Annotated in this window: 8 protein-coding genes; 7 read left to right on the top strand and 1 reads right to left on the bottom strand. The window is 55.5% G+C overall.

What is annotated here, in order from left to right:
- Positions 1–104: 104 nt before the first annotated feature.
- Positions 105–1,538 carry a sigma-54 dependent transcriptional regulator gene (locus IT893_RS13340; protein ID WP_197145451.1) on the top strand — a complete coding sequence of 478 codons (1,434 nt, stop codon included), beginning with the start codon at positions 105–107 and terminating at the stop codon, positions 1,536–1,538.
- Entirely contained in the window at positions 1,535–3,550 is a 2,016-nt protein-coding gene (locus IT893_RS13335) for a cache domain-containing protein (protein ID WP_197145450.1), read from the top strand. The genes IT893_RS13340 and IT893_RS13335 overlap by 4 nt, the downstream gene beginning before the upstream one ends.
- Here IT893_RS13335 and IT893_RS13330 read toward each other — a convergent pair.
- Positions 3,519–4,097 (bottom strand): GNAT family N-acetyltransferase, encoded by a 579-nt coding sequence (locus IT893_RS13330; protein ID WP_252723954.1) that lies wholly within the window; start codon positions 4,095–4,097, stop codon positions 3,519–3,521. The two genes, IT893_RS13335 and IT893_RS13330, sit on opposite strands and share 32 nt — an antisense overlap.
- Positions 4,098–4,506: 409 nt before the next feature.
- Between IT893_RS13330 and IT893_RS13325 the strand changes: the two genes are divergently transcribed.
- The 5 genes from IT893_RS13325 (at position 4,507) to fdhF (ending at position 12,445) form a co-directional block, all read left to right on the top strand.
- The gene (locus tag IT893_RS13325) at positions 4,507–6,231 is read left to right on the top strand and encodes an OFA family MFS transporter (protein ID WP_051007672.1); all 1,725 of its coding nucleotides are present in this window, start codon (positions 4,507–4,509) and stop codon (positions 6,229–6,231) included.
- Between the two features lie 307 nt (positions 6,232–6,538).
- Positions 6,539–7,432 carry a LysR family transcriptional regulator gene (locus IT893_RS13320; protein WP_197145449.1) on the top strand — a complete coding sequence of 298 codons (894 nt, stop codon included), beginning with the start codon at positions 6,539–6,541 and terminating at the stop codon, positions 7,430–7,432.
- Positions 7,433–7,543: 111 nt separating this feature from the next.
- On the top strand, positions 7,544–8,008 hold the full coding sequence (locus IT893_RS13315) for a formate dehydrogenase subunit gamma (protein ID WP_064781958.1): 465 nt from the start codon (positions 7,544–7,546) through the stop codon (positions 8,006–8,008).
- A complete protein-coding gene (locus IT893_RS13310; protein WP_197145448.1) occupies positions 8,005–9,561 on the top strand; it encodes an NADH-quinone oxidoreductase subunit NuoF in 1,557 nt (518 codons plus the stop codon). The genes IT893_RS13315 and IT893_RS13310 overlap by 4 nt, the downstream gene beginning before the upstream one ends.
- 4 nt (positions 9,562–9,565) lie before the next feature.
- Positions 9,566–12,445, top strand: coding sequence for a formate dehydrogenase subunit alpha (fdhF, locus tag IT893_RS13305; protein WP_197145447.1), 2,880 nt, complete (start codon positions 9,566–9,568; stop codon positions 12,443–12,445).
- Positions 12,446–12,455 lie beyond the last annotated feature (10 nt).

Raw genomic sequence — 12,455 nt, 5'->3', positions numbered from 1 at the left:
TTCTGTGTCAGAATGAGCTAACCCTCACCAACGGTTTTGCTTTTCTCTTTCCGCTGAACTAAGCTTTTAAAAAAACAAAAAGCATGTTTCATCGGAGGGACATCATGAGATCGACCGTTCTGGGCGCGTCAGATGGGGCAGCGCCGCCTGCCGGCAATGACGCAAGCCATGGCGGGCCGGGGCCCGAATTTGGGCCGTGGCTTGAAAAGGCATCCATCCTGATCGTCGATGACGAACCGGGCATGCGCAATTTCCTTGTCCGTACCTTGGGGCCACGTGCCAAACGCGTCGAAGAAGCCGCCGACTGCGAAGAAGCCACAGCCCTTCTTGATCAGCACCATTTTGATGTCGTCATCCTTGATAACATCATGCCCGGCAAAAGCGGGGTGGAATGGCTGACCGAACAGCGCGAAATCGGCTTTTTCTCTGACGCCATCCTGATGACGGCCTATGCCGATCTTGATACCGCGATCAAGGCGCTGCGTGCCGGTGCGGTCGACTTTGTCCTGAAGCCATTTCGCTCCAACCAGATTTTGAACGCGGTGGCGCGCTGTCTGGATCGCATGCGGTTGCGCCGTGAAAACCATGTGCTGCGCCACGAATTGCGCGCCACGTCCGATCACGTGTTGCTGCGTGACAAGCTGATAGGCTATTCGCCGCAAATTCAGGAAATCCGTGAAACCATCGCCCGCGTGGCACCCCTTCCGACATCCATTCTGATTTCGGGGGAAAGTGGCACGGGAAAGGAAGTCACCGCACGTTCGTTGCATGCGCTTTCTGATCGCGCTGAAAAGCCGTTTGTGCCGATTAACTGTGCCGCCATTCCGTCTGAGATGATCGAGGCGGAATTGTTTGGTCACGTCAAAGGGGCCTTTACCGGCGCGCAATCCGCACGCGATGGGCTTTTCATGCATGCGCAGGGCGGAACACTGTTTCTGGACGAAGTCGGTGAGTTGTCGTTGGCGACCCAAAGCAAGCTTTTGCGCGCAATTGAGAGCCGCCGTGTCCGCCCGGTAGGCTCAGAACGCGAAGCACCTGTTGATTTGCGCTTTATCTTTGCCACCAATGCCGATCTTGAGGCCGAAGTCGACGCCGGACGTTTCCGCGCTGATCTGTTTTATCGCATCAATGTCATGCATATCGAAATGCCACCGCTTTCGGCCCGCGGGGATGATGTCCTTGAACTGGCGGAGCTGTTTATGACCAAACTGTCCAAGCAGCTTGGCGTGCGTGCTGTGCCCATGGATGCGGCTGTGCGCGCCGGACTGACACGGTATGACTGGCCGGGTAATGTGCGTGAATTGCGCAACCTGATTGAACGGACACTTATTCTTGGCAAGTTCCCGGAGGAATTCCGCGATGAACTTGCCGATCAGGGATCGCCGGTTGACCGTGATGAAACATTGGACGAGATGGAACGTCGTCACATTCTGGCGATGTTGCACAAGACCAGTGGCAATCGCAACGAAGCCGCCAGACGGTTGGGGGTATCGCGCAAGACCATTGATCGAAAATGCGCAAGCTGGGAACAGGAATGACCGACGCGTCATTGTCGGGCGCCACCAAGCCCCCCGCCAAAAGAACAAGATCCGTTCGTTTCAAATTGCTGGCGATTGCGCTTTTGCCAACGCTTGTGATCTTGCCATTGTTGCTTGGCGTGATGATGGTGCGGTGGAATACCAAATTCGACGCACTGCTAACATCAAAGGTCAGTGGCGATCTGACGATTGCCCATCAGTACTTCACGCATATCCTTGAAAATACCGGCGAACAAATCCAGGCACTTGGCCAATCGGTTGCCTTTCGCGAAGTGCTTGCCAACGGTGATGCTGCAGAGGTCGACGGGCTGCTTGCGGAACGCCAAAGCAAGCTTGGCCTTGATTTCCTTTATCTGTCACCCGCGCCGGGTGGCACAGGTTCAGACCAACCCAATGCCGACTGGCCGGTGATTGCCAGTGCCTTGCGCGGGCAATCGATGACCAGCATTGATATTTTCAGCAACAATGACTTGGCGGCGATTTCGCCCGATCTGGCCGAACGCGCCCATCTCGATCTGATTAATACGCCCAATGCCGTGCCCTCGACACGCAATGCCGAAACGCGGGGCATGGTTGTGCATTCGGCAAGTCATGTCGAATTGCCAAACGGGCAAAATGCGGCCTTGGTCGGGGGTATTTTGCTCAACCAGAATTTGGCTTTCATCGATACGATCAACGATCTTGTCTATCGCCAAAGCAGCCTGCCCGAAGGCAGTCAGGGGACGGCGACCCTTTTCCTTGATGATGTGCGGGTCAGCACCAATGTCCGCCTGTTTGCCGATCGTCGCGCCCTTGGTACGCGGGTTTCCAGTGCGGTGCGCAAAACTGTTCTTGAAGATGGCCAAGTCTGGCTTGATCGCGCCTTTGTGGTCAATGACTGGTATATCTCGGCTTATGAGCCGATCAAGGACAGCTATGGCAAACGGGTTGGTATGCTTTATGTCGGGTTTCTTGAAGCCCCGTTTGCCCAGACCAAATATGAAAGCCTGCTGATCCTGATCGGGGCGTTTTTGTTTGTCGCAGCCCTGTCTGTGCCGATCTTCCTGCGCTGGGCACGGGGTATTTTCAAACCGCTTGAACGCATGGCCAATACCATTGGTCGGGTCGAAAACGGCGATCTGTCGGCCAGAACCAATATTGATCAGGTGCAGGACGAGATCGCCCTTGTCGCTGACCATCTTGATGACCTTCTCGATCAGGTGCAGGAACGCGATAAACGCCTGCGCGCCTGGAACGATCAGCTGAACGAACGGGTTGATGCCCGCACCAGCGAGCTGCGCGAAGCCAATCGCCAGCTCGAAGCCACCACCCGGCAATTGATCATGTCCGAAAAGCTTGCGGCCATTGGTGAAATCACCGCCGGTGTCGCGCATGAAATCAATAATCCGGTGGCCGTGCTTCAGGGCAACCTGGATGTTCTCCGTGATTTGTTGGGCGAACATGCCAAATTGGGCGATACCGAATTCCGCCTGATTGATGAACAGGTTAATCGCATCAATCTGATCGTCACCAAGCTCCTGCAATTCGCCAAGCCCGAAGAATATGCCGGATATGTCGAACGCCACAGCGTGGCCGAGGTGATAGACGATTGCATGCCGCTGGTCGCCCATCTGCTTAGCCGGGCCGATATCAATGTTGTGCGCGAACATCATTCAACCCGGCTGGTTCTGATGAACCGGACCGAGTTGCAACAGGTTCTGGTCAATCTGATGGTCAATGCCCTGCATGCCATGTCCGAGCGCGGGACACTGACCCTGACCGATATTGATCAGGACCGCGATGGCCTGCCGGGTATTCTGATCACGGTGCGCGATACCGGATCGGGTATGGATGCCGAGGTGCTGAACCGTATCTTTGATCCGTTCTATACCACCAAACGGCGCGAAGGGACGGGGCTTGGTCTGTCGATTACGAAGACCCTGATTGATCGACAGGGTGGCGGGCTTGAAGTGGAAAGCAAACCCGGAAAGGGCACCACATTCATGATCTGGCTGCCCGAAGCTGATGAGTAGCACGGGTTATTGCAGCCATTCTTTTTTCAGAATGGCATACAAAAAAAGTATTTTCGTATTTGGGTGTGCCGTCCGGGTTGTTAACAAACGAAATAAACTCCTCAAAGCAAGCCTCTTTGCGCATGCCAAGTTTTTCGCAAAGCTTCTGCGATTTGAAATTGTTGTCCTCGACATAGGCATAAAGCCTTCTTGCGTCGCGCTGTGTGAACAGATGCTCAAACAAGGCTTGTGCGCTTTCACTGGCATATCCCTTGCCTTCAACCTTTTCGTTGAAGTTCCAGCCGACGGAATAGGTGTCTGCTTGTTCCGGGCCATCGTGATGAAGCAACAGCTCACCAATTAAGGCTCCTGTTTCTTTCAGGCAGACCGCAAGATACGTCTTATCCTTTGCACGTTTCCGGGCCTTTGCCTTCGCTTGTTCCAGCGTTGTGACTTTGTCATCCATAAAGCAGTTTACGCGCGGGTTGGAAATGTACTCGAATAGTTCTGCGGCATCAGCTTCAACAAAGGGTCTGATGATCAATCTGTCTGTGATGATGTCGCTCATATGCGTCCTTCGCGGGTAAGCGGATGGTAACAGGCTCATCGCCCTTTCTTACTAAAGCGGTACGCGCAATGAAAAGGGTTATCGCAGCGTGATTTTTCAATCCCCCAAAATCCTGTCCAAACCCGGAACGCGCGTTGGGGCATCGCATTGAAATTGCTGCGGTTGCGAGTGGACATTTTGTCCATTTGCACGTTATGCGCGAAAAAAGATGTGGACATTTTGTCCATGCGTGTGCGCTGCAGCAGTCCATTTCAGTTTGGAAGAATGACAGAAAACGGCGCTTGTTATGCAATGGCATGGCGATTGCGATGTTGAGAGTTCCGGATTTAACCGTGTTTGCCCTGCACCATGACCATCGTGCGACGGGGAAGGGCAAGGAAAATCCAAAGACCGGGAGGACAACATCGCTATGTTTGACAAGCTCAAAAAAGAACACATCGTCGCTGGTGACGATTTCAATCGCTGGAAAGTGCCACCAGCATCTATTGCTATTCATTTGTGTATTGGCTCCGTCTATGCCTGGAGCATCTTCAACCCGCCACTGATCAAGGAATTTGGCGTGGTCAGCGCAAGCTCCGGCGACTGGGGACTGCAATCCGTTGTCTGGATTTTCTCTGTTGCCATCGTCTTTCTTGGCCTTGCGGCCGCATTTGGCGGCAAATGGCTTGAAGAAGTCGGCCCGCGCATGGTTGGTGTCGTTGCCGCCTTTTGCTGGGGTGGTGGTTTCATCATCGGTGGCCTTGGCATCATGACCCATCAGCTTTGGCTGGTGTATCTCGGCTATGGCGCGCTTGGCGGCTGTGGTCTTGGTCTTGGCTATGTTTCGCCGGTATCAACGCTTATTCGCTGGTTCCCGGACCGCCGTGGTATGGCGACCGGCATGGCGATCATGGGCTTTGGCGGTGGTGCGATGATCGCAACCCCGATTAAGGAAGGCCTGCTATCGGCATTCTATAAGGTGCCGGAATATCTTGGCCCGGAAAGTGCCGTAAACCTCGTGACCGAGGGCGGCAAACGGATGGCCGAAGTTGGTGGCCAGATGGTTGAAGTCGTGGTTGCAGGCGCCGCACAGGTTGCCTCGGCCCCGGTGCCGATCGAAGAGGGCGTTTATGTTGTCGGAACCGGTAACACCGGTGCTGCTGCGACCTTCTTTACACTTGGTGTTGCCTATTTCATCGTGATGGTCATCGCGGCCTTTTCCTATCGCGTGCCGCGCGAAGGTTGGCTTCCGGCTGGCTGGACGCCGCCGACTGCGGATGCCGCATCCAAACGCATGATCACGCATGCCAACGTTCACATCGATCAGGCGCTTAAAACCCCGCAATTCTATCTGTTGTGGATTGTGCTGTGCTTTAACGTGACGGCGGGCATCGGGGTGATTGGCGTTGCCAAAACCATGATGACGGAAATTTTTGGCACGACCTTGCCTCTGGTTGTGAACTCTGCCTTTGCAGCGACCTATGTGTTCATGATTTCGGTCTTTAACATGTGCGGTCGTTTCTTCTGGGCGTCGATGTCTGATTATATCGGGCGCAAGAACACCTATTACTGCTTCTTTATTCTGGGCATCGCGCTATATCTTTCGATCCCGTTTGCCGCAGAACAGGTCAGCATCAATCCGGCTGTGACATGGCTTGTCATGTTCTATGCCGCAACCATGATCATCTTCACGATGTATGGCGGTGGCTTTGCAACCATTCCGGCCTATCTTGCCGATATCTTTGGCACTAAATATGTCGGTGGCATCCACGGTCGTCTTCTGACCGCATGGAGCACGGCCGGTGTTCTTGGTCCGCTTGCCATCACCCAGTTGCGTCAGGCCTCGGTCACAAGTTCGATCAAGGATCTGGCCTCAAAGGTGGATCCGGCGGCCTTCCAGGAAAAGTTCGGTGCCGGTATTGCCCAGCTTGACCAACTGGTTGCGGCCAAAACGGTGACCATCGGGCGTCTGATGGAAATCGCACCGGCAGGGACGGTCGATCCGACCTCAAGCCTCTATAACACCACCATGTATGCCATGGCGGCTTTGCTTGCGATTGCGCTGGTCGCCAACAAACTGGTCAGCCCGATCCATGAAAAGCATCACATGGAAACGCAGCAAGCTGGCGGAAGCGAGGCTCCGTCCAAGGCCTAACCTGACCAGGGGCGCTGGCCAACATACCCATGGCCAGCGCCCGTTTTGCCGGTGCCACTTTCCAGCAAAACCGGGCATGAGTGGGACATCATGCCAAAGCGTCAGGGGCAGATCCGGGCTCTGTTCATCCGGCCCGGATCTGCGTTCTGTTGCAGGAATAACCTTTATGCCCGAAGGGGTAATCGGTTATCCTGCAACCAGAACACTTCCCCGCGACATAGAGTGTTCAGTCAATAATACCGCGACCCGAAAACGGGACTGCGATCACCGTCATAAAAAGCATCCGCCTTGCGATGCCGGATACGCCATGATTGATAAACTCGAAATGTTTATGGTTCTCGCCCGCGAGCAGCATTTTGGCCATGCTGCCGAACATTGCGGCGTGACCCAGCCAACCCTTTCAAGCGCCTTGCGCCAGCTTGAAGATCATCTTGGCGTCGTGCTGGTCAAACGCGGGTCGCGCTATCAGGGACTGACACCGGAAGGCGAACGGGTTCTTGAATGGGCGCGCCATATCGTCGGCAGTACCCGTTCCATGCGCGATGAAATGCGCGCCATGCGCTTTGGCCTGACCGGGCAAGTTCAGATTGCCGTCATTCCGACCGCCCTTGCAATGGTCCATGAACTGACCACGCCGTTTCGCGAAAAGCACCCCGATGTCAGCTTTGCCATCCTGTCGCGAACCTCGGTCGAAATTCAGGCATTGCTGGATGATCTTCGCATTGATGCCGGGATTACCTATCTTGACAATGAACCCTTGGGGCGTGTCACCGCTATTCCGCTGTATCGCGAACGCTATCATCTGGTGACGTCCAACATGGATGATCTGGCCGGGCGCGACAGCATTACATGGCGCGAGGCCGCCAAACTGCCGCTTTGCCTGCTGACACCTGATATGCAGAACCGCCGCATCATTGATCAGCATCTTGATGCTGTTGGCGCAAAGGTCAGTGCGACGCTTGAAAGCGATTCCATGATTGCGCTGTTCACCCATGTGCAAACGGGCAACTGGGCCAGCATCATGCCGGAAAAAATGGTCGAAAGTTTCGGGATGCGCGACCGGGTCAAATCGATCCCGATTATTGAGCCGGATGCGACCCACACGGTTGGCCTGATCGCGGCAAAACGCGAACCTGCGACCCCTGTGGTTTCGGCACTTTTGAAAGAAGCCGCCCGAATATCGGAGCTGCAAACCGCTTGATAGGTTTTCGCTATCGCGTAACGGGATGGCTTTATTGAACAGGTCGGGACAATGCCCGACAATGTTCATAATAAACAAGAATTTGATAACATGCTTGAGAGAGAGGCTTGCATGTCGGAAACGACCGAGGACCAGAATGTCCGCGTCGCTGCCATTTGTGATCAACTGATCACTTTGGAAGGACCGTTATTGCCAATTCTGCACGAGGTGCAGGAAGAATTTGGCTATATCCCCGATGGCGCGCTTCAGACAATTGCAAAGAAGCTGAACCTCAGCCGGGCGGAAGTCCACGGGGTGGCAAGCTTCTATCATGACTTCCGTGAAGAAAAAGCTGGCAAGCATGTCATCAAGATCTGCCGGGCCGAAGCCTGTCAGGCCATGGGGGCTGATGCGCTTGGCGATCAGATCCGTCGTCATTTGAAAGTCGACTGGTCGCAAACCACTGCCGATCGCAAAATCACGCTGGAACCTGTCTTTTGCCTTGGCCTCTGTGCCTGTGCGCCAGCCGCAATGATTGATGGCAAGGTTGTTGGCCGCGTTAGTGCGGATCGCATTCTTCAAAAGGTGGGGTCATGAGCATCAAGGTTTACGTTCCACTTGATTCCGGTTCTGTCGCATTGGGTGCTGATGACGTCGCAGCCGCGATTGCCGCCAAGGCATCGAAGGCCGGTTCGGATGTCAAGATCGTGCGCAACGGCTCGTTTGGCATGTATTGGCTGGAACCCATGGTCGAGGTCGAAACCCCGCGCGGGCGGGTCGCCTATGGCCCGGTCAGTACCGATGACATCGACGCATTGTTTGAGGCCGACTTCCTGACTGGCGGCCCACACAAGCTGTATCTCGGCCGCACCCAGGATATCCCGTTTCTTAAAAGCCAGTCGCGCCTGACATTCCAGCGCTGCGGCATTGTTGATCCGGTATCGCTTGACGATTATCGCGCTAACGATGGCCTTACGGGGCTTGAAAACGCGCTTAAGATGACGGACGAGGAAATCGTCAAGGCCGTCACCGACAGCGGACTGCGCGGGCGCGGTGGTGCCGGTTTCCCGACGGGACTCAAATGGAACACCGTCCGCGAAGCCAAAGGCGACCAGAAATACATCGTCTGTAATGCCGACGAAGGTGACAGTGGTACCTTTGCCGATCGCATGATCATGGAAGGTGAACCGTTTGTTCTGATCGAAGGCATGATCATTGCCGGCCTCGCCACTGGCGCGACCAAGGGATACGTCTATACCCGTTCGGAATACCCGACCGCGATTGATGTCATGAACGAGGCGATCAAGGTCGCCCGCGCCGCCGGTGTTCTGGGCGATAACGTCCTTGGATCTGGCAAGGCGTTCGATATGGAAGTCCGCATGGGGGCAGGCGCCTATGTCTGTGGCGAAGAAACATCGCTTCTCAACAGCATGGAAGGCAAGCGCGGTGTTGTCCGTGCCAAGCCGCCATTGCCCGCCCTTGAAGGCTTCCTTGGTCGACCGACTGTCGTCAATAACGTGATTTCGCTGTGCTCTGTGCCGGTCATTCTGGAAAAGGGTGCGGAATATTACCGCGATTACGGCATGGGCCGGTCACGCGGCACCATCCCGATCCAGATTGCCGGGAACGTCAAACATGGCGGGCTTTATGAAGTCGGCTTTGGTCTGACCCTTGGTGAAATCGTCGAACAGATCGGCGGTGGGACAGCCACGGGTCGTCCGGTCAAGGCAGTTCAGGTCGGTGGTCCGTTGGGCGCTTATTTCCCCAAGGAACTGTTTGATACGCCGTTTGCCTACGAAGAATTCGCCAAGCGTGATGGTCTGATCGGCCATGCCGGTGTTGTCGTGTTTGATGACACGGTCGATATGATGAAGCAGGCCCGCTTTGCCATGGAATTCTGTGCAATTGAATCATGCGGCAAATGTACGCCATGCCGCATTGGTTCGATCCGTGGCACCGAAGTCGTCGACAAGCTTGAACGCGGTGAACAGCCTGAATTGCAGATCGAGCTGTTGCGTGATCTATGTGAAACCATGAAGTTCGGATCGCTGTGCGCACTGGGCGGCTTTACGCCGTATCCGGTCCTAAGTGCACTGACCCATTTCCCTGATGACTTCAAGCCACGCGCGCTTGATATAGCTGCGGAGTGAAACGATGTCCTTGATCAAAGAAGTTGACTACGGAACCCCCGCCAAGAAATCCGAAAAGACGGTAACCCTGACCATTGATGGCAAGGACATTACCGTGCCTGAAGGCACCTCTGTGATGCGCGCCTCGATGGAGGCAGGCATTCAGGTCCCGAAACTTTGCGCAACCGACATGGTCGATGCATTCGGGTCATGCCGCCTGTGTCTGGTTGAGGTCGAAGGCCGCAACGGCACCCCGGCATCCTGCACGACGCCGGCCGCTGACGGCATGGTTGTCCATACCCAGACCGAACGGCTTAAGAAAATCCGCAAAGGCGTGATGGAGCTTTATATCTCTGACCATCCGCTCGATTGCCTGACCTGTGCCGCCAATGGCGACTGCGAATTGCAGGATATGGCCGGTGCGGTTGGCCTGCGCGACGTGCGTTATGGCTATGAGGGTGAAAACCACGTTCAGGTCCGCCAGAACGGCGAAGAAAACCCGCGCTATATGGCCAAGGATGAAACCAACCCGTATTTCACCTACGACCCGTCGAAATGCATTGTCTGTTCGCGCTGTGTGCGGGCCTGCGAAGAAGTGCAGGGCACCTTTGCGCTGACCATCGAAGGCCGTGGCTTTGAATCCCGCGTGTCACCGGGCATGCATGAAAACTTCCTCGATTCCGAATGCGTATCTTGCGGTGCCTGTGTGCAGGCCTGCCCGACCGCAACGCTTCAGGAAAAATCGGTCATTGAAATCGGTCAGCCGGAACACTCCGTTGTCACCACCTGTGCCTATTGCGGGGTGGGCTGCTCGTTCAAGGCGGAAATGCGCGGCGAAGAACTTGTCCGCATGGTCCCCTATAAGGATGGCAAGGCCAACCGTGGTCATTCCTGTGTGAAGGGCCGGTTTGCCTATGGCTATGCCAATCACAAGGACCGCATCCTCAACCCGATGATCCGCGAAAGTGTCGATGAACCCTGGCAGGAAGTCAGCTGGGAAGAAGCCCTTCGCTTTACCGCAGAAAAGTTCAAGGGCATTCAGGCCAAATACGGTAAGGGTGCGCTGGGCGGTATTACCTCGTCACGTTGCACGAACGAGGAAACTTTCCTTGTTCAAAAACTGATCCGTGCCGGGTTTGGCAATAACAACGTCGATACCTGTGCCCGTGTTTGCCACTCGCCGACGGGTTATGGCCTTAAAACCACGTTTGGTACCTCGGCCGGGACGCAGGATTTTGATTCTGTCGAACATACCGATGTTGTCATCCTGATTGGCGCCAATCCGACCGATGGCCATCCTGTCTTTGCCTCGCGCCTGAAAAAGCGCCTGCGTCAGGGGGCGAAACTGATCGTCATCGATCCGCGCCGGATCGACCTTGTCCGTTCCCCGCATATCGAGGCGGTCGCCCATATCCCGCTGCGTCCGGGTACAAACGTCGCGGTTCTGACGTCACTTGCCCATGTTATTGTCACCGAAGGCCTGTTTGACGAGGCATTCGTGCGTGAACGTTGCGACTGGGACGAATTCCAGGATTGGGCAACCTTTGTGTCCGATCCGAAACACAGCCCCGAAGCCATCGCCGAGATGATCGGTGTTGACGGCGAAACCATGCGCAAGGCCGCACGCACCTTTGCCACCGGCGGCAATGGCGCGATCTATTATGGTCTGGGTGTCACAGAACACAGCCAGGGTTCCACCACCGTGATGGCGATTGCCAACCTTGCCATGGCGACCGGCAATATCGGGCGTCCGGGTGTGGGTGTGAACCCGCTGCGTGGTCAGAACAACGTGCAAGGTTCGTGTGATATGGGGTCGTTCCCGCACGAACTTCCGGGCTATCGCCATATTCAGGACAGTGCCACCCGCGATATTTTTGAGGATATCTGGGGTGTCAAACTGGATGACGAGCCGGGTCTTCGTATCCCCAATATGCTAGATGCGGCTGTCGAAGGCACGTTCAAGGGCATCTATATTCAGGGCGAAGATATTCTTCAATCTGACCCGGATACGAAACATGTCGCGGCCGGTCTGGCAGCAATGGAATGTGTGGTCGTCCATGACCTGTTCCTCAATGAAACCGCGAACTACGCGCATGTCTTCCTGCCGGGGTCGACCTTCCTTGAAAAGGACGGGACCTTTACCAACGCCGAACGCCGTATTAACCGCGTGCGCAAGGTGATGACACCGCTGAACGGCTTTGCCGATTGGGAAGTTACCCAGAACCTGGCCCGTGCGATGGGGCTTGACTGGAACTACACCCATCCGTCTCAGGTCATGGATGAAATTGCCAAGACCACGCCAAGCTTTGCCAAAGTCAGCTATGACCTGCTGGAAGAAAAGGGCTCGGTCCAGTGGCCGTGCAATGACAAGGCCCCCGAAGGGACCCCGGTCATGCATATCGATGGCTTTGTTCGTGGCAAGGGCAAGTTTGTTGTCACCGAATATGTCGCAACCGACGAACGTACAGGCCCGCGCTTCCCGCTTCTGCTGACGACGGGACGAATACTCAGCCAGTACAATGTCGGCGCACAGACCAGGCGTACGGAAAACACGACCTGGCATAAGGAAGACTTGCTGGAAATCCACCCGCACGATGCCGAACAACGTGGCATTCGCGAAGGCGACTGGATCCGTCTGGCATCCCGGTCGGGCGAAACATCCCTTCGTGCCACCATTACCGATCGCGTCGCACCGGGTGTGGTTTACACAACCTTCCACCATCCGGGCACACAGGCCAACGTGATCACCACCGACTATACCGACTGGGCAACAAACTGCCCGGAATACAAGGTTACCGCGGTTCAGGTTTCGTCCTCCAATGGCCCGACCGAATGGCAGGTCGAATATGATCGTCAGGCCGAACAGTCGCGTCGGATCAAACCGCGCGTCGATGCCGCCGAATAGGATAACGAGC

This window comes from Thalassospira sp. A40-3 (assembly GCF_015871485.1).
Classification (GTDB): domain Bacteria; phylum Pseudomonadota; class Alphaproteobacteria; order Rhodospirillales; family Thalassospiraceae; genus Thalassospira; species Thalassospira tepidiphila.
Note: the sequence above shows the minus strand (reverse complement) of the source record. Positions and strands in the feature narration are given on the sequence as shown.

What these genes read in the sequence shown, in the direction of transcription:
- IT893_RS13340 (WP_197145451.1), top strand. Translation starts at nt 105, where the DNA reads ATGAGATCGACCGTTCTGGGCGCGTCAGATGGGGCAGCGCCGCCTGCC.
- IT893_RS13335 (WP_197145450.1), top strand. Translation starts at nt 1,535, where the DNA reads ATGACCGACGCGTCATTGTCGGGCGCCACCAAGCCCCCCGCCAAAAGA.
- IT893_RS13330 (WP_252723954.1), bottom strand. Translation starts at nt 4,097, where the DNA reads ATGAGCGACATCATCACAGACAGATTGATCATCAGACCCTTTGTTGAA.
- IT893_RS13325 (WP_051007672.1), top strand. Translation starts at nt 4,507, where the DNA reads ATGTTTGACAAGCTCAAAAAAGAACACATCGTCGCTGGTGACGATTTC.
- IT893_RS13320 (WP_197145449.1), top strand. Translation starts at nt 6,539, where the DNA reads ATGATTGATAAACTCGAAATGTTTATGGTTCTCGCCCGCGAGCAGCAT.
- IT893_RS13315 (WP_064781958.1), top strand. Translation starts at nt 7,544, where the DNA reads ATGTCGGAAACGACCGAGGACCAGAATGTCCGCGTCGCTGCCATTTGT.
- IT893_RS13310 (WP_197145448.1), top strand. Translation starts at nt 8,005, where the DNA reads ATGAGCATCAAGGTTTACGTTCCACTTGATTCCGGTTCTGTCGCATTG.
- fdhF (WP_197145447.1), top strand. Translation starts at nt 9,566, where the DNA reads ATGTCCTTGATCAAAGAAGTTGACTACGGAACCCCCGCCAAGAAATCC.